This is a genomic window from Anaerolineales bacterium (genome assembly GCA_019637805.1).
Lineage (GTDB): Bacteria > Chloroflexota > Anaerolineae > Anaerolineales > UBA11579 > JAMCZK01.
The window spans coordinates 754,567-772,308 of the sequence record JAHBVB010000002.1 but is presented as its reverse complement, the minus strand read 5'-3'; the positions used below and the strand labels follow the sequence as shown (position 1 = coordinate 772,308).

General features: G+C 65.0%; 15 protein-coding genes. 8 read left to right on the top strand and 7 right to left on the bottom strand.

The genetic code is table 11. The features are described from left to right. Positions 1–2 precede the first annotated feature (2 nt). The 8 genes from pyrF (at position 3) to rpiA (ending at position 8,886) form a co-directional block, all read left to right on the top strand. Positions 3–1,400, top strand: coding sequence for an orotidine-5'-phosphate decarboxylase (gene pyrF / locus KF885_09460; protein ID MBX3049385.1), 1,398 nt, complete (start codon positions 3–5; stop codon positions 1,398–1,400). After that, positions 1,400–2,398 (top strand): quinone-dependent dihydroorotate dehydrogenase, encoded by a 999-nt coding sequence (locus tag KF885_09455; protein ID MBX3049384.1) that lies wholly within the window; start codon positions 1,400–1,402, stop codon positions 2,396–2,398. Before pyrF ends, KF885_09455 begins: the two co-directional genes overlap by 1 nt. A 4-nt stretch (positions 2,399–2,402) precedes the next feature. Next, on the top strand, positions 2,403–3,260 hold the full coding sequence (locus KF885_09450) for an NmrA family NAD(P)-binding protein (GenBank protein ID MBX3049383.1): 858 nt from the start codon (positions 2,403–2,405) through the stop codon (positions 3,258–3,260). Between the two features lie 39 nt (positions 3,261–3,299). Beyond that, positions 3,300–4,502, top strand: a complete 1,203-nt coding sequence (locus KF885_09445) for a CoA transferase (GenBank protein ID MBX3049382.1) — start codon at positions 3,300–3,302, stop codon at positions 4,500–4,502. Positions 4,503–4,523: 21 nt separating this feature from the next. Next, positions 4,524–5,741 (top strand): DNA polymerase IV, encoded by a 1,218-nt coding sequence (gene dinB, locus KF885_09440; GenBank protein MBX3049381.1) that lies wholly within the window; start codon positions 4,524–4,526, stop codon positions 5,739–5,741. Further along, positions 5,738–6,448, top strand: a complete 711-nt coding sequence (locus tag KF885_09435) for a hypothetical protein (protein ID MBX3049380.1) — start codon at positions 5,738–5,740, stop codon at positions 6,446–6,448. The genes dinB and KF885_09435 overlap by 4 nt, the downstream gene beginning before the upstream one ends. 138 nt (positions 6,449–6,586) lie before the next feature. Next, positions 6,587–8,182 carry a hypothetical protein gene (locus tag KF885_09430; GenBank protein ID MBX3049379.1) on the top strand — a complete coding sequence of 532 codons (1,596 nt, stop codon included), beginning with the start codon at positions 6,587–6,589 and terminating at the stop codon, positions 8,180–8,182. Then, complete coding sequence (gene rpiA, locus KF885_09425; protein MBX3049378.1) at positions 8,179–8,886, top strand: ribose-5-phosphate isomerase RpiA; 708 nt, start codon at positions 8,179–8,181, stop codon at positions 8,884–8,886. The genes KF885_09430 and rpiA overlap by 4 nt, the downstream gene beginning before the upstream one ends. Positions 8,887–8,930: 44 nt before the next feature. On the opposite strand, the gene KF885_09420 is transcribed toward rpiA, so the two are convergent. From KF885_09420 to trmFO, 7 genes are all read right to left on the bottom strand, one after another. Further along, positions 8,931–9,224 carry a hypothetical protein gene (locus KF885_09420; protein ID MBX3049377.1) on the bottom strand — a complete coding sequence of 98 codons (294 nt, stop codon included), beginning with the start codon at positions 9,222–9,224 and terminating at the stop codon, positions 8,931–8,933. A gap of 149 nt (positions 9,225–9,373) precedes the next feature. Further along, complete coding sequence (locus tag KF885_09415; GenBank protein ID MBX3049376.1) at positions 9,374–12,325, bottom strand: FAD-binding protein; 2,952 nt, start codon at positions 12,323–12,325, stop codon at positions 9,374–9,376. Continuing rightward, the gene (gene hflX / locus KF885_09410; GenBank protein ID MBX3049375.1) at positions 12,325–13,665 is read right to left on the bottom strand and encodes a GTPase HflX; all 1,341 of its coding nucleotides are present in this window, start codon (positions 13,663–13,665) and stop codon (positions 12,325–12,327) included. The genes KF885_09415 and hflX overlap by 1 nt, the downstream gene beginning before the upstream one ends. Before the next feature lie 9 nt (positions 13,666–13,674). Continuing rightward, entirely contained in the window at positions 13,675–14,841 is a 1,167-nt protein-coding gene (locus tag KF885_09405; GenBank protein MBX3049374.1) for an aminotransferase class I/II-fold pyridoxal phosphate-dependent enzyme, read from the bottom strand. A 192-nt stretch (positions 14,842–15,033) separates the two neighbouring features. Next, positions 15,034–15,426: a hypothetical protein gene (locus KF885_09400; GenBank protein MBX3049373.1), complete on the bottom strand. Its 393-nt coding sequence runs from the start codon at positions 15,424–15,426 to the stop codon at positions 15,034–15,036. A gap of 2 nt (positions 15,427–15,428) precedes the next feature. Then, complete coding sequence (locus tag KF885_09395; GenBank protein ID MBX3049372.1) at positions 15,429–16,316, bottom strand: M28 family peptidase; 888 nt, start codon at positions 16,314–16,316, stop codon at positions 15,429–15,431. Continuing rightward, on the bottom strand, positions 16,316–17,689 hold the full coding sequence (gene trmFO / locus KF885_09390) for a methylenetetrahydrofolate--tRNA-(uracil(54)-C(5))-methyltransferase (FADH(2)-oxidizing) TrmFO (GenBank protein MBX3049371.1): 1,374 nt from the start codon (positions 17,687–17,689) through the stop codon (positions 16,316–16,318). The genes KF885_09395 and trmFO overlap by 1 nt, the downstream gene beginning before the upstream one ends. Positions 17,690–17,742: the final 53 nt, after the last annotated feature.

Genomic DNA, 17,742 nt, shown 5'->3' with positions numbered 1-17,742 from the left:
CCTTGACGGGATTCTTTGCGCAATTGGAGGCGCGCTGCCGCGCGGTTGATAGCCTGCTGTGCGTGGGGCTGGACCCCCACGGGGAGGACCTGAGCGAGCCCAGCTCAGCGGCCGCCAGGGAGTTTTGCCTGCGGTTGATCGAAGCCAGCGCGCCCTACGCCGCGGCTTTCAAGCCCAACTCAGCCTTCTTTGAAGTCTTCGGCGCGGCAGGCATGCAGGCGCTGCAAGATGTGATCGCGGCAGTGCCGGAGGGAATCCCCGTGCTGCTGGACGCCAAGCGCGGCGACATCGGCAGCACGGCGGCGGCCTATGCGCGGGCCGCCTTTGGTGAGCTGAAGGCAGGTGCGCTGACCGTCAGCCCCTACCTGGGCCAGGATGCGGTGGCGCCCTTTCTGGAAGACCCGGCCAAGGGCGTCTTCCTGCTGTGCAAGACCTCCAACCCCGGCGCGGGCGACCTGCAAGATTTGGGCGCCGGCGGCCAGCCCGTGTACCTGCACGTGGCGCGGCTGGCGCAGGAATGGAACCAGCACGGCAACGTAGGCCTGGTGGTAGGCGCCACCTACCCCGCCGAGCTGGCGGCGGTGCGCGCCGCGGCGCCAGGGCTGTGGATCCTGGCGCCGGGGATCGGCGCCCAGGGCGGCGATCTGCAAGCAGCAGTGCATGCCGGCCTGCGGGAAGATGGGCTGGGGCTCTTGGCGCCAGCCTCACGGGCCATCAGCCGGACGGCTGACCCGGCCGCTGCGGCAGCCGAACTGCGCGAGGCGCTGAACACGGCGCGAGGCAGCAAAGCCCAGACGGCCAGGTCGGTTTTTCGCCATGCACAGCTGGCCGACGACCTGCTGCGACTGGGCTGCGTGCAATTTGGCGAGTTCAAGCTCAAGTCCGGGCAGCTCTCGCCGATCTATTTGGACCTGCGCCGGCTGGTGGGCGACCCGGCGGCACTGGCGCGGGCGGCGGCAGCTTACAGCGCCGTGCTGCGCGGCCTGCGCTTTGACCGGCTGGCGGCGCTGCCCTACGCGGCCCTGCCGCTGGGGGCGGCCATTGCCATACACGGCGGCTGGCCGCTGGTCTACCCGCGCAAGGAAAGCAAGGATTACGGCACGCGTTCGGTAGTGGAAGGGCCCTACGAGCCGGGTGAGACCGCCGTAGTCATCGATGACCTGGTCACCACTGGCGAGAGCAAGTTCGAAGGCATCGAAAAGCTGCAGGCAGCCGGGCTGAAAGTGCGCGAGATCGTGGTGCTGGTGAACCGCCAGGCCCAGGGACAGGACGTTTTTGGCCCGCGCGGCCTGGCCCTGCACGCCGTGCTGCGCTTGCCTGAACTGCTGGACTATTGGCGCGAGCAGGGGGCGATCAGCGCCCAACAGCACCAAGCCACGCTACGCTACTTGGAGAGCTGATGTATCAGCGCATACGCCCCTGGCTGTTCCGGCTGGACCCTGAGATGGCGCATGGTGCCAGCCTGCGCCTGCTGCAGCTGGCAGGCAGCTTGCCGCCAGCGGCGGCTTGGCTACGGCGGCAGTATGCTGCCCCAGAGCAGCCCGTACAGCTGTTCGGGTTGCGATTCGCCAACCGGGTGGGTCTGGCGGCTGGCTACGACAAAGACGGCTTGGCCTGGCGCGGCCTGGCCGGTCTGGGCTTCGGCCACCTGGAGCTGGGCACGGTGACGCCGCGGCCGCAGCCAGGCAACCCGCGGCCGCGGCTGTTCCGGCTGCCCGAAGATGAGGCGGCCATCAACCGGCTGGGCTTCCCCAGCCGGGGCGCGGACTTTCTGGCCAGGCGGTTGGCGGGACGGCGGCCGCCGGGGTTGGTGCTGGGGGTTAACCTGGGGATCAACAAGGACACACCACTGGAGCAAGCCGCGGCGGATTACCAACAATTAATGCGGACGTTCTCGCCGTTGGCCGACTATTTGACGATCAACATCAGTTCGCCCAACACGCCCGGGCTGCGCCAGCTGCAAGACCGCCGCTATTTGGACGGCTTGCTGAGCGCGCTGACCCCGCTGAGAAGGGTGCCGCTGCTGGTAAAACTCTCGCCGGACCTAGACGATGCCCAGCTGGATGATGTGCTGGAGGTGCTGCTGGGGCAGCGGGTCGACGGCGTGATCGCCAGCAACACCACCCTGGCGCGCCCAGCAGGCCTGCGCTCGGCTGCGGCTGGCGAAGCCGGCGGGCTGAGTGGCCGGCCGCTGGTGGGCGCCAGCCGCAGCATGGTGGCGCGCATCGCCGCCCGGGCGCAAGATCGCCTCCCGATCATCGCCGTCGGCGGGATCTTTGGCGGCCATGAGGCCCAGGCGGCGCTGGACGCGGGGGCCAGCCTGGTGCAGGTCTATACGGGCCTGATCTATCGCGGGCCGGGCCTGGCCCGCGAGATCGCCGCAGCCCTCGTACAATAAGGCTATGTCCCACGCGGAAGTTCTGGTCACCGGGGCGGCCGGCAAGACCGGCCTGGCCGTGCTGCGCGCCGTAGCGCGGCGCGGCAAGGCCGCCCGGGCGCTGGTACACCGGGGCGACCAAGCCGCTCCCGCCCACCAAGCCGGCGCGGTACAGGTGGCAGTGGGCGACCTGCTGGACAGCGCAGCGCTGCGCAGCGCGATGCAGGGCGTGCGAGCCGTCTACCTGATCTGTCCCAATGTGCACTACCAGGAAACCGAGATAGGCCAGGCGGCGATTCTCGCAGCGCAGGCGGCAGGCGTGGAACACTTCGTGTACCACTCGGTGCTGCTGCCGGCTGTGGCGGCCATGCCGCATCACTGGCAGAAGCATCTTGTCGAGCAAAGCCTGCAAGCCAGCGGGCTGCCCTACACCAGCCTGCAGCCGGCCAGCTACATGCAGAACGTGCTGCCGTATTGGGAAAGCATCCGGAGCGGCCTGTACCGCGTGCCGCATTCGCTGGAGGCGATCTTCACCCCGGTGGACCTGGAGGATGTCGCCGAAGTCGCCGCGACGGTGCTGGCCAGCCCTGTAGAGTACACCGGCCGGGTACTGCCGCTGGCCGGGCCGGAGCGGCTGAGCTCTGAGCAGATGGCAGCCGAGATGGCCGCACAGCTAGGCCGCCCGGTGCGGGCCGAGGCGCAGCCGCTGGCCGACTGGGCGGCAGCGGCCAACGGCCTGAGCGACTATGCCAGCCACGCCCTGCAGCGCATGTTCGCCTATTATGATGTGCACGGCTTTGCTGGCGAGGGCACGGTGCTGCAAGCCACGCTGGGCCGCCCGCCGCAAACCTTCCGGGGATTTCTCAGCCGGCTAGCGAATTAGAATATTTGTACTATAATCACGAGAAGAGGCTTTGATTCCATGACTGAAGAAAAAGGCTTACTGCACGGCATACGCGTGCTGGATCTGACCCGCGTATTGGCCGGCCCCTACTGCACCATGCTGCTGGGGGACCTGGGGGCCGAAGTGATCAAAGTGGAAGAACCCTCCCGGGGCGATGACACACGCCAGTGGGGTCCACCCTACACGCAAAACGGCCTCTCAGCCTATTTCATCTCCGCCAATCGCAACAAACGCAGCCTCACGCTCAACCTGCGCAGCCCTGAGGGCCGGGCCGTGCTGCGCGAGCTGATCGCCCAAAGTGATGTACTGGTGGAAAACTTCAAGACTGGCACGCTGGAAAAGATGGGCCTGAGTTATGCAGAACTCAAGGCGCTCAAGCCGGACATCATCTACTGCACGATCACCGGATTCGGCTACAGCGGCCCGCTGAAGGACCGGCCGGGCTACGACTTCATCAGCCAGGCCATGGGCGGTATGATGAGCCTGACCGGCGAGGCCGAAGGCGAGCCCATCCGGGTGGGCGTGGCGATCGTAGACCTGCTGGCAGGTAGCCATGCGAGCAACGCCATCATGGCTGCGCTTTTTGCCCGAGAACGCCAGAAAACCGGACAGCGCATCGATATTTCGCTGTTCGACTCGCAAATCGCCACGCTGTCCTATGTGGCCAGCAATTATTTGATCTCAGGCAAGCCGCCCAAACGCTACGGCAACGCCCACCCCAATATTGTGCCTTACCAGTCGTTCAAGGCCGCCGATGGCTATTTTGCCTTCGCGGCGGGCAATGACCTGCAGTGGGCGCGTTTTTGCCAGGAAGTCGGGCAGGAAGACTGGGCGCGTGACCAGCGTTTTGCCAGCAATCCACAGCGCAACGCCCACCGTGAGGCGTTGCTACCGCTGCTGGACGCCTTGTTCGTCCAGCAGCCCATCGCCCATTGGCTGGAAGTGTGCGAACGGGCCACGGTGCCGGCGGCGCCGATCCTCAGCGTGGACCAGGCGCTGGCTCACGAGCAGGTGGCGGCGCGCGGCATGCTGACGCAGGCAACCCTCTCCGACGGCGAAAGCATCCAAATGCTCGGCTCGCCGCTGCAAATTCCGACGCAGCCGGCGCAAGTGCGCCTGCCGCCACCGACCCTGGGCGAGCACACGGCTGAAGTCCTGAGCGGCCTATTGGGCAAGACGGAGGCCGAGATCGCCCAACTGCAAGACGAAAAGATCATCTAATCAGCCAAATGGCTATACGAAATGGCCCAGCAAAATACCCGAACGCCCGCACCGCGCACCATCATCCACCTGGATCTGGACGCGTTCTTCTGCGCGGTGGAAGAGCTGCGTGACGCCTCGCTGCGCGGCAAGCCGTTTGCCGTAGGCGGCAGCCCTGAGGGCCGCGGCGTGGTGGCCTCGTGCTCTTACCCGGCCCGCAAGTTCGGCATCCGCTCGGCGATGCCGATGGCGCGGGCGCTGCGGCTGTGCCCGGATCTGATCATCGTGCGCCATCACTTCCGTGATTATGTCGAGATGTCCAACAAAGTGATGGAGCTGCTCAGCGGCGTCTCAGAAATCATCCAGCCGATCTCGATTGACGAAGCTTTTATTGATATCAGCGCGCTGCCCGGCGACCCTTTGACGATCGGGCACGACCTGCAAAAAGCGATCCGCGACCACTTGCAGCTACACTGCTCATTGGGCATTGCCAGCAACAAGCTGGTGGCCAAGATCGCCACCGAAGTGGGCAAAGGCTCGGTGCGCACAGGCGCCTACCCCAACGCACTGCAGCACGTGCCGGCGGGCGAAGAGGCCGCCTTCCTGGCTCCGCTGCCCTGCGAGGCGCTGTGGGGTGTGGGGCCCAAGAGTGCCGAGCGGCTGGCGGAGGTGGGCTTGCGCAGCATCGGCCAGATCGCGGCGCACCCGCTGCGTGAATTGCAGCGGCTGTTCGGCCCGCAAGGCGGCCTGGATCTGCAGCGTCGCGCCCAGGGCATCGACAACAGTCCCGTGCACACGTCGCACGAGACCAAGTCGATCAGCCAGGAAGAGACCTTTGCGCGCGACACAGACGACGGGGCGCTGCTGGAAGAGCTGATCCGTAGCCAGGCAGAAAGCATCGCCCGGCGGTTGAAGCGCAAAGAGCTGTACGGCAGCACGGTCAAGATCAAACTGCGCTGGCCGGATTTCACCACGATCACGCGGCAAAGTACCCTGCCCGAGGCCAGCGACGACGCCCGCCAGATCGAAGCGGCGGCGCTGCAGCTCTTCCACCAGAACTGGCGGCCGGGCCGCAAGCTGCGCCTGCTGGGTGTGGGCATCAGCCGGCTGGGGCCGCCCAGCCGGCAGCTGGGGCTGTGGGACTGGAACCCCAAAGAGGCCGCCAAACAAGAGCGCCTGGAAGCGGCGGTACGCGCGCTACAGGCGCAATATGGCGATGCGGCCATTCACCGAGCCAGCCAACTGAAGGTAGAGCCGTGAACCACGCCATCGGCACTTTACGCGAACAGGGTTTACACGCGGCCTTGAAGCTTCACCTGGCGCAGCATGGCGACCGCTTTGAGCAGGAAGTGGATGGTTACCAGATCGACATTTTGCGGGGGGACCTGCTGATCGAAGTGCAGACCGGCAACTTTTCTGCTCTGCGCAAAAAGCTGGGCGTCTTGCTGGAAGCGCACCAGGTGCTGCTGGTGCACCCGATCGCGGCGCAAAAATGGATCGTGCGCCAGGACAGCCGCGGCCGCCAGGTGGCGCGGCGCAAGTCACCCAAGCGCGGCCGGCTGGAGAACATCTTTGACGAACTACTGTACATCCCCCAGGTCATCCAACACCCCAACTTCGCTTTCCGGGCCGTGCTGACGGAGGAAGAGGAGGTCTGGCGGGATGACGGCCGGGGCTCGTGGCGGCGGAAACACTGGAGCATCGTGGAGCGACGCCTGCTGCGGGTGGTGGCCGAAACCGAGTTTGCCGGAGAGCAAGATTACCTGGGTTTGCTGCCGGCCACACTAAAGACGCCCTTCACCCACAAACAGTTGGCCCAGGCACTGGGCGTGAACACGCGCCAGAGCACGCGGGTGAGCTATTGCCTGCGCAAGATGGGTTTACTGGAGGAACATAGCAGACAGGGGCGCGAGCTGCTGCTGGCCCCCGTCATTGCTTCGTCCCAAGCTAACGAACACACACAATAGCAAGCCCGCAGCACTGAGGTGCCTGACGCAATATATGAGGACCCTTCACGACGCGAAGCCGCTGCCTTGCAGCGATTTTCGTTGTTCAGCTGACACGGCAGTTTGTACTCTTTGTGGCTTTGTGGTTTACTTCGCTTGATGCCCAACATCACCCTAGATCTCGGTAACTACCGAGCCGCCTACGAAAATACGCTCGACAAAGCCCGCACCGAACGGGTCGTCGAGCGCATCTGGCAGCGCGACCACACTGTGTGGGCGCCGCAGCCAGACGAGATCAGCAACCGTCTGGGTTGGCTGGATGTGGCCGAGCGCATGCAGGCTGAAGTGCCTGACCTGCAGGCCTTCGCCGCGGAGGCGCAGGCTGCCGGCTTCCGCCGGGCGTTGGTACTGGGCATGGGCGGCTCCAGCCTGGCGCCGGAGCTGTATGCCGCCCTGTTTGGCGGGGGTGACGGGCTGGCGGTGAGCATCCTGGACAGCACCGACCCCGCCGCCGTGCGGGCGGCCGAGGCCGCCCACCCCCCCAGCGAGACCCTTTACATCGTCTCGAGCAAGTCCGGCGGCACGGTGGAGACGTTCTCATTCTTCAAGTATTTCTACAATCGAGCTCTGGATGCGTTGGGGGCCGGCCAAGCCGGGAGGCATTTTATCGCCATCACCGACCCGGGCAGCGGCCTGGCGCAGACCGCCGAGCAATACGGTTTCCGACGCACATTCCTGGCAGACCCCAATATTGGCGGGCGCTATTCGGCGCTGTCGCACTTTGGGTTGGTGCCGGCAGCCCTGGCAGGCGCCGACTTGAGCGGGCTGCTGGCCCGCGCACAAGTAATGGCCGAGCGCTGCCGCGACAGCGACCTGGCGCACAACCCCGGCGCACGGCTGGGGCTGGCGCTGGGCGCCTTGGCCCAAGCGGGTAAAGACAAACTGACCCTGCGCCTGCCCGCCGGACGGGCCGGCTTTGGCGACTGGGTTGAGCAGCTGATCGCCGAGAGCACGGGCAAGCGGGGCTGCGGCATCCTGCTGGTGGTGGGCGAGCCGGTGCTACCCCAGTACGGCGAAGAGCGCGCCTTCGTGCAGTTCAGCGGAGCGCAGGCCGCGCCGAGCGGCCAGACGCGCATTGAAGTGGACTGGCAAGCGGACCTGGAACTAGGCGGGCAGTTCTTCCTTTGGGAGTTCGCCACGGCAGTAGCCAGCTATATCTTGGGCGTTAACCCTTTCGACCAGCCGGATGTAGAAGCTGCCAAAGTGCAGGCGCGCCAATTCGTGCAGGCCTACCAAGAAAGCGGCCAGCTTCCCAGCGGCGAGTCGGTCATGCCAAGCCGCAAGGCTCTGAATAATTTTCTGGCCAGCGCCAAGCCGGGCGACTATATTGCCCTGCAGGCCTATCTGGCCGCTGAGGCCGACACGCAAGCCAGCCTGCAGGCGCTGCGGGCGCAGCTGGGCGAGCAAACTGGGCTGGCGACCACGCTGGGGTACGGACCACGCTTTTTGCACTCCACCGGGCAGCTGCACAAGGGCGACGCAGGTCACGGTTTGTTCATCCAGCTGGTCAGCCCCCCGCCGCAGCCCGATCTGCCGATCCCCAACCAGGCCGGGCAGCCGGGCAGCGACCTGGGCTTCGGCGCGCTGAAAGCGGCGCAAGCGTTGGGCGACGCCCAGGCGCTGCGCAGCGCCGGACGACGAGTGCTGACCCTGACAGTGAACGACACCGACCAACTTGGGAGCCTGCCGGCATGAGCACGGACGAATACAAACGACAGGCCGCCGAAGCGGCCGTAGCACTGGTGCAGCCAGGGATGCGCCTGGGCCTGGGGCACGGCAGCACCGTACGCTTCGCCCTGGAGGCGCTGGCCGCCCAACTGCAAGCCAGCGCGCTGAGCGACATCATCACCGTGCCAGCCTCTTTGCAGACCCAGGCCGAATGCGAGCGTCTGGGCATTCCACTGGGCAACCTGAACGACTATACGCAGTTAGACTTGACCATCGACGGCGCCGACGAGGTGGATGGGCACTACAACCTGATCAAAGGCGGCGGCGGCGCGCTGCTGCGCGAGAAGATCCTGGCGCAGAACAGCCAGCGGCTGGCGATCATCGTGGACGAGGGCAAGCTCTCCGAACGGGTCGGCAGCCGCTTCCGGCTGCCGCTGGAGGTGCTGCCCTTCGGCTGGGAGCGCCAAGCCGGCTTCGTCGTCGCTCTAGGCGGCGTGGCCAGCCTGCGGGTAACCGCAGGCGGCGAGCCCGCCCTGAGCGACCAGGGCAACTATTTGTTGGACTGCGACTTCGGGTCGATCACCGACCCGGTCGCGCTGGCGACGGCGCTGGAGGCCCGCAGCGGCGTTTTAGAGCACGGTTTGTTTCTGGGCCTGGCGACCGACGTGTTCGTGGCCGGCGCGGGCGGGGTCAGACACTTGAGGGCGGACGCCTTTACTTCACCGAGTTGACAGAAGCAGTACGGGCGGCTTGCAAGCCGCCCGTACCAGGCATTTTATCCGCTCGGCGGAGTCGGCCTGCGGCTGACCAGGGCAATCACCAAAGCGATGACAGCGATAAACAGCGCGGCCACAACCGCCAGCACGACCACATTGTCAGTGCCCAAACCCCTGCTCGAGGCGCTATCCTGCTGATTCTGGCCGTCGGCACCGAAGATGTCAATGGTCCCCTGACCGGTTTCCGGGTCCACATCGATATCCACGCGGGCGCCTCCGGCGCAAGCCGTGAGCAAGGAACTGCCCAGCAACAGGCCAATCAGCGCGATCAGTATTCTTTTCTTATTCAACATGGGACAACCCTCCTAAGGGCAGGATACGCGAAAGTACAAAGAGGCGAACGGGGCGGTATGCCGCCCGTTATGGGGCCTACAGGGGGCAGGGGACAGGCTAATATGCAATTAACAGAGTAACAAGCTAAGGCAGGAAGCTGAGCCGTTGCCTAATCCGCCAGCCGGGCGGCGATCAGCTCGAGGGGGTGCGGAGCCTGGACGCCTACCCCGCCGGCGATCTGGGCGCGGCACGAGAGGCCGGAGGCGGCCACCTGGCGGCCATCTGCCGCCCGCACGGCCGGGAACAAGGCCAGCTCGCCGATCTGCATGGAGAGCTCATAATGCTCGGCTTCGTAGCCGAAGGAGCCGGCCATGCCGCAGCAACCCGAATTGATTAGCTCCACCGAGTAGCCCAGCGCGTTGAGCAAGACGGCGGTGGCGGCTTGCCCAGTGGGCAGGCCGTCATCAGCGGGCGGCTGGCTCTTCTGATAGCAGTGGCCGTGCAGTAGCACGGGCGCGGCGTCTTCGGGCGCCAGCGCGGTGCGCAGGGTCTCCAGTGGCGCCGGGCCATAATCCGGCTGGCGCAGCAGGAACTCGTCGAACATGAAGGTGCGCTTGGCCAGTGCGGCCATGCCTTGTTCAGCAGGCAGCAGATCCAAATATTCGTCGCGCAGCGCGTAGATCTCAGAAGGCTCAAAACCCAGCACCGGCAGGCGCCCGGCCGGGTCGGCTTTGCGCAGCGCAGCCACCACCTTCTGGGCGTGTCGGCGGGCCTGCGGCAGGAAGCCTTTGGAGATCAGCGGCCGTCCTGCCCCGGAAACCGGCAGCAGATGCGGACGCAGTCCGGCGGCGCGCAGCACTTTGGCCGCCGCGGCCGCCAACTCAGGATAGAAGAGGTCACTGAAGGGGTCACTGAGCACCAGCACATCCGCCTCGGCGGCGGACAGCGAGGCAACTTCGGCGCGCCGCCAGGTGAAGACCGGCAGGCTGCGGCGGGCGGCCAGGCCCAGCAAGCGTTCGGCGAGGAACTTGCCGGGCGCGCTGTGGGTGAGCAGGTTGACCAGCGGCGCAAACGGTCGTGCCAGGCGGCCCAGTTCGCCGATGTAAGCGAAGAGGTAATCACGCAACGGGCGGCGATGGGTCTGGTAATAGTTGTGCAGGAAGTCGTATTTGAGCTTGGCCATGTCCACGCCCGAGGGGCATTCGGCCTTGCAGCCCTTGCATTCCAGGCACAGGTCCAGGGCAGCATGCGCGGCCTGTTGGGCGGCGCGCTGCGCATCGGCCGCGTCCGGTAGACCGGTGCTGATCATGGCGCGCAGCAGGTTGCCGCGGCCGCGCGTGCTGTGCATCTCTTCGCGAGTGGCCTGGAACGAAGGGCACATCACGCCGCCGTCTTTGCGGCACACGCCGGCACCGTTGCACATCTCGATGGCGCCGCCCAGCCCACCCTGGACGCCGAAGTCGAGCACAGGCAGCCACGGGTCGGCCTGATAGTCCGGCCCAAAACGCAGGTTCTCATGCATGGGCTGCGGGTCTGGCGCCTTGCCGGGGTTGAGGCGGCCCTGCGGGTCAGCAGTGCGCTTGAGGTCGTCGAAGAGGCGGATGATCTGCGGCTCGAAGGTATCTTTGAGCCATTCACCGTGCGAGAGGCCGTCGCCATGTTCGCCGCTCATCGCCCCACCGTAGCGTTTGGCGGCGGCCATCACCCCTTGAGTGATAGCACGCATCTGTTCCAGACCGCGCAGGGTCTTGAGGTTGATCAGCGGGCGGACATGCAAGCAGCCTGCCGAGGCATGGGCGTAGAAATCACCGCTGGTGCCGTTGGCCTCCAGCACGGCGCGGAACTCACGCACGAACTGGCCCAGGTGCTCGACCGGCACGGCCACATCCTCGATAAAAGGCAGCGGCTTGGCGTCGCCGGGACGCGACATGAGCAGGCCCAGACCGACTTTGCGCACCGACCAAACCTGGTCTTGCTGCTCGGGGCTGATGGCATGCACCGTCTCCGGCCCCAGGCGGGCCAGCTTGGCCTGCGCCTCTGCCAGAGTGTCACCGCTGAATTCAATGATCAGAATAGCTTCGGGATCGCCTTTGACGAAGTCGAGGCGTTTGGCATAGGCGGGCACGGAGCGCGCCAGGCGAATCATCGCCTGCGGGATGAGTTCGATGGCTGAAGGTTCCAGCGCCAGCAGGCCGGGGGCGGCGTCACAGGCCTCGGCGATGCCTGGGTAGGACACCACTCCCAGCACGGTGAAGACCGGCTTGGGCACCAGGCGCACCTGAATGCGTTTGAATACGGCCAGGGTGCCCTCGGAGCCGACCAGCAGCGGGGCCAGGTTGATCTGGCCAGCCGGGATGGGCGGGTACGCTTCGCCTGCCCCGGTGCGCGTCCAGAGCGGCGGCTGGCTGGGCGACCAGGGCAGCAAATAATTGAGGCTGTAGCCAGAAGCGCGCCGCCAGGTGCGCGGCCAGTCCCGGCGAATGGCCTCGGCGCCTTCCTCGCGGATGCGCAGCGCCTGGCGGTAGAGCTGCGCCTCGAGCGTATCGCCCGCAGCGCGCTGCACCGCTTGCTTGAGCGGCAGGCTCTTCAGGCCGGCCTGGCTGCCATCAGACAGCAAGACATCCAGCGCCAGCACATTGTCAGCGGTCATGCCATAGCTGATGGAGTGCGCGCCGGTGGAGTTGTTGCCGAGCATGCCGCCAAAGGTGGCCCGGTCGGCCGAAGCCGGGTCGGGGCCGAACATGAGGCCATGCCGGGCGGTCTGACGGTTAAAGGTATTGAGCACCAGGCCGGGTTGTACCCAGGCGCGGCGGGCATCAGGCTCGATCTCCAAGACCTGGTTGAGGTGGCGGGTGAAGTCAATCACCAGCGCCGGGCCAATGCTTTGGCCGGCCAGGCTGGTGCCGGAGCCGCGCGGCAGTACCGGCAAACCCTCCCTGGCCGCCAGTTCCAGCAAGCCGGACAACTCGTCTTCATGGCGGGGGAAGGCCACGCCCAGCGGGCGAAGTTGGTAAATAGAGGCGTCGGTGCTGTAGAGCTGGCGCGTGGCCGCGTCCAGGCGGATATCGCCCAAGTCTTGCTGGCGCGCCTGCGCCGCAAACTGGGCGAGCTGCTGCGCCATTATTCGTCCTCGGCAGCCGGCACGCCGCGGGTGGCGAAGGCGCTGTAGCGGGCCAGCATGCGGCCGGGAATGCGGCCTTGAATATGCACCCCGCTGCGGGTGTGCTCGATACGGTCCACCTTGCCTTGCTCGTGGAAGAGCGCAATCAGCGCGCCCTCCTGGTAAGGCAGCAAGACCTCCACCGGGGCAAGCGCTTCGTAGAGCTTATGGCTGATGGCGGCCAGAAGCTCGTCCAATCCCTGACGGCGCAAAGCCGAGACGGCCACGGCGTCTTCAAAATCCTGCAAGGCTTCCTGGGCGGCGTCCGGATTATCCAAGCGGTCGATCTTGTTCAAGACGGTCAGGATCGGAATATGGTCGGCCTCAATCTCTGCCAGGGTCTGCAGCACGGCCTCGGCCTGCTCATGCACATTGGGGTGCGTAGTATCGACCACGTGCAGCAGCAGGTCCGCTTCCTGGATTTCCTCCAGCGTGGCTTTGAAGGCTTCCACCAAGGTAGTGGGCAGTTTTTGGATGAAACCGACCGTGTCGGTGAAGAGCGCCTCGCGGCCACCGGGCAGGTCCACTTTGCGCGTGGTTGGGTCCAGGGTGGCGAAAAGCTGATCCGCCACGTAGACCTCGGCGCCGGCCAGGGCGTTGAGCAGTGTGGATTTGCCGGCGTTGGTATAGCCCACCAGAGCGATGACCGGCAGCCTGGCGCGCTTGCGCTGGGCGCGGTAGCGGCCGCGGCGGGCGCTGACCTTCTCCAGGTCTTGCTTGAGCTTGGCGATCTTGCGTCCAATCTCGCGACGGTCAACTTCCAGCTGGGTTTCACCAGGGCCCCGCAGACCCACGCCGCCCACGCCGCTGCGGCCGCCGCCACCGCCGCCCTGGCGGGCCAAGTGCGTCCAGGCGCGCGTAAGGCGCGGCAGGCGGTACTCGTACTGGGCCAGCTCCACTTGCAGGGCGCCTTCATGTGTGCTGGCGTGCTGGGCAAAGATGTCCAGGATCAGGGCCGTGCGGTCGACTACACGGCGATTGTCGCCAAACACTTTTTCCAGTTCGCGCTGGTGGCGCGGGGAGAGCTCATCATCGAAGAGAATCACGCTGACGTTCAATTCATCGGCCAGGGCTTGGACTTCTTCGACCTTGCCTTTGCCGATCAGCGTTTTGGGGTTGGGCTTCTCCAGTTGTTGGGACGTGCCGCCGACAACTTCCAGCCCGGCAGTGCGCGCCAAAACAGACAATTCCTCCAACGAATCGTCCATCGAGAGCAAGGCAGGCTGGCCGGCGATTTGCACGCCGACGATCAAGGCCCGTTCCAGCTCCTTAAGATTGGAACGCGTATTCCCTTTGGGCATTACCCTATTCTACTTGTGCAGCCACTTGGCGATGCGTTCTACACCCTCGCGAATCCGCTCGATGTCGGTGACCAACGAAATGCGGAAATAGCCTTCTCCGTGCTGGCCGAAGACCACGCCCGGCGTGACGCTGACGCCGGTGTCCTCCAGCAGGCGGGCACAGAAATCCATGCTCGGCTCGCCGCCGGGTACCGGAGCCCAAATGTAGAGCGAAGCCTGTGGCGGGGCCACCTGAATAGCGGCGCGGTGCAGGCCGTCGATGGCGGCGTCGCGGCGGTCCTGGTAGATGCGGTTGCGCTCCGCCAGCCAGCTTTGGTCGCCCAGCATGGCGGCTTCACCAGCCGCCATGAGCGGCGCAAAGATGGCCGAATCCTGCTGGCTTTTGTAGGTCTCGATGTATTTGATGGCCTCAGGTTGGCCGACGGCCATGCCGACGCGCCAGCCTGCCATGTTGTACGTTTTGGAAAGCGAGTTGAACTCCAGGGCGACTTCTTTGGCGCCCGGCACCTGCAGCAAACTGGGCGCCTGGTAGCCGTTGTAGCCCACGTCGCAGTAGGGGTTATCGTGGGCCACCAACAGGTCATGCTTACGAGCAAAGGCGATGGTACGCTCAAAAAAGGCCATATCCGCAATGGCGCCGGTGGGATTGTTCGGGTAGTTGAGCCAGAGGATCTTGGCGCGCTGGAGCACATCGGCCGGGATGCTGTCGTAGTCTGGTAGGAAAGCGTTCTCAGCCAGCAACGGCATCTTGTAGACTTCGCCGCCGGCGATCTGCGTGCTCATGGCATAGACCGAATACCCCGGGTCCGGCACTAGAGACAGGTCGCCGGGGTTAAGCACGGCCTGGCTGAGAATGAACAAGCCTTCTTTCGAGCCGATCAGGTCGACAACCTCGCTCTTGGGATCCAGCTCTACGCCAAAACGCTGCTTGTAGTATTGGGCCACAGCCGCTCGGAAAGGCGCGGTAAGCCCCAGCATGTAGCCGTGGGTGCTCGGTTGGCTGGCGGCGGCAAACAGGCTCTCCAAGATGAACCCGGGAGGCGGCAGGTCCGGGCTGCCAATGTCCAAACGGACTACATCCACCCCTGCCGCGCGCATGGCAGTAATGCGCTTGGCCAGTTCCGAGAAGAAATACGGCTTGATGTGAGAGATGCGATGGGCAGGTTGAAGTGGCATAAGGCAGTAGTTTACCACTGTGCCGCATCCCTATCCTCGCAGGGCAGCCGCCCCTGACCTCGCTTAGGCGATTGCATCGCCCCAAAACCCCACGCAAGGTGTGTGCACCAGAAACACTGTTTATGTCCTAAAAAAGTTAGCCTGCGCTGGCTAAACTCGTCGCAGAATACGGCGCCGGCGTCAGGCAGGACATTATTCGAAGAACTGCTTCACTGCACTCTGCAATTGATCCCCCAAATCATCCGCATCCTGATAGCGGAGGATTTTTGAGGCACACTCCAAAGCCGTGCTCGAGACTTTCTCTTGTGCCCGACAGAGCAGCCAAATAGGAATGTCTATAGCATAGGCCATGCCCAACTCCACCAGGCCGCCGCGCAATTCCGGCGCATAGAGCACGATCATCAAGTCGGAGCGCTGGATTTCGGCGCGGATGGTCTGCATGAAGCCGGCATGCAGGCCGCGGCGCTGCAGCTCACGCGGCGCCACAAAACAAGTCATCCCCGTCGCATGCACCTGCCTTTCGATCAAGTCCGCCAAGGCAAGCGACTCGGCGAGCTTGGCCTTGGCGCTGAGGAAGACGTGCACGCTTAGTCGGTCCGTCCCAGCAGCCAGGCCAGCATGGTATCCCCGACGGCTTGCAGGCTATGCGCAGACACCTTGTCGAGCGTATCCTGGCGGGTGTGCCAATAGGGATAATCGAAGTCGATCAGCAGTACAGAGGGAATGCCCAGCTCAATAAAGGGTGTGTGGTCGTCCAGCATGCTGTGACGCACGCTGGGGATGAACAGATCGGCGTAGCCCAGCTCAGCGGCTGTGTCCCAGATCTCAGCGCGCAGACTTTCGTCAGAGTTGGCTTCGTAATAGACCTGCAAATCGGTATCGCCGATCATGTCCAGGATGATGACCGCGTCCGGATGTTCACTCAGCGATTGGGCAAAAGCGCGCGAGCCCATGATCCAGTCCCAGCCTGCGATGCGGCCGTTGTCCTCGGCATCGAAGAAAACCAGCCAGATCTGCCCCGGCAGGTCTGGCGGCAGCACCCGCGCCAATTCCAGCAGCACCGCCACGCCCGAGGCGCCGTCATTGGCACCGGGCACCGGGTGGGCATGGGCCGCCGGGTCGGGGTCAAAGTCGGCGGACAAGCGGCTGTCGTAGTGGGCCCCCAGAATGAGCCATGGTTCGCCCGCCCCGCGCTTAGCGATAACATTGCGCACCGGCTGGCCGAGCCATTCGGTGTCCTGCACTTCGGCCGCCCAGCCGGCAGCGCGCAAGCTGCGCAGCATCCACTCCACCGTATTGGCGTGGGCGGCAGACCCGGGCGTGCGCGGCCCCAAGGCCAGCTGATACTCAATATCGGCCAGGGCGCGCTGGCCATTGAAGGCCGGCTGCTGAGCGCCCTGCAGGCTGGCAAACAAAGATTGCGCCACCAGCGCCAAAGCCACAACCGCAACGACGAGATAGACGCGCTTGCGCATCAGCCAGCAGGTACGGCGGCGGTTTGCGCCAGGTAAGCATCCAGGTCGGCCAGGGCGCGCTCGGCGTAGCCAGCGGCGCGCTGGCGACGGCCGCTTTTGCCGCTGAGGGCCAGCGGCGGCAGAATGCCGAAGTTGGCCTTCATGGGCTGGAAGTCGGCCGGGCTGGCATGTGTGACATAGTGGCACAGGGCGCCCAGCATAGTGGTGGGCGGCAGCACCAACGGCGTCTCACCGCGATGCAGACGGGCGGCATTCAGGCCGGCCAGCAGGCCGGTAGCGATGTTGCCTACATAACCCTCGACGCCGGTGATCTGCCCAGCAAAGAGCAGATCGTCCCGGTTGTGGAACTGCAGGCTGGGGCGCAGCAATTCCGGCGAATTGATGAAAGTGTTGCGATGCATCTGGCCGTAGCGCTCGAAGATGGCCTGCTCCAGGCCCGGCACCATGCGGAAGACGCGGCGCTGTTCGGGAAAGGTCAGGTTGGTTTGGAAGCCAACCAGGTTGTAGAGTGTCCCGGCCAGATTGTCCTGGCGCAGCTGCAGCACAGCGTAGGGCCGCCGGCCGGTACGCGGGTCATCCAGCCCGACCGGGCGCATGGGGCCAAAGGCCAGCGCCTTATCGCCACGCTGGGCAATCACTTCGACCGGCAGGCAGCCTTCAAAATATTCGTGCAATCCGGCGCGCACGCCCTGGTCGATGTCTTGCTCAAAGTGACGCAGCTCAATGCGCTCGGCCCCGGCCAGGGCTGCCACAAAGGCCTCATATTCCTCTTTGTTGAAGGGGCAGTTGATGTAATCGCCCTCTTCTTCCTGGCCGCGGTCATAGCGAGAGGCGCGGAAAGCGGTATCAAAGTTAATCGACTCGAGGCTGACGATCGGTGAGATCGCATCGTAGAAATACAAGTGCCCCGCCCCACTAAGGGCGGCGATGGACTGGGACAGTTTTGATGAGGTCAGCGGCCCCGAAGCGATCACGGTCAGGCCGGGCGGCACCTCGGGCATCTCGGCGCGGCGCAGGTCTATATTGGGGTGCGCTTCAATGCGTCGGGTGACTTCGTGACCAAAACCCTCCCGGTCGACGGCCAGCGCGCCGCCGGCCGGCACGGCAGTGGCCTGGGCAGCCTGCATCAGCATCGAATTCATGCGGCGCAGCTCATTTTTAAGCAGGCCCGAAGCGCGGTCGGGCAGGTCTGAACCCAGCGAATTGGAGCAAACCAGCTCGGCGAGCGACTGGCTGACATGCGCCCCGGTGGGCTGCAGCGGGCGCATCTCGTACAGCTCGACGCGCAAGCCCTGCTCGGCGGCCTGCCAGGCGGCTTCGCTGCCGGCCAGGCCGCCACCCACGACGATCAAATCGGCACGTTTCTTGGACATTGGGTGAATTCTATCAAATTGATTTGGCACAGAACTTGCATCCAGGGGGATAC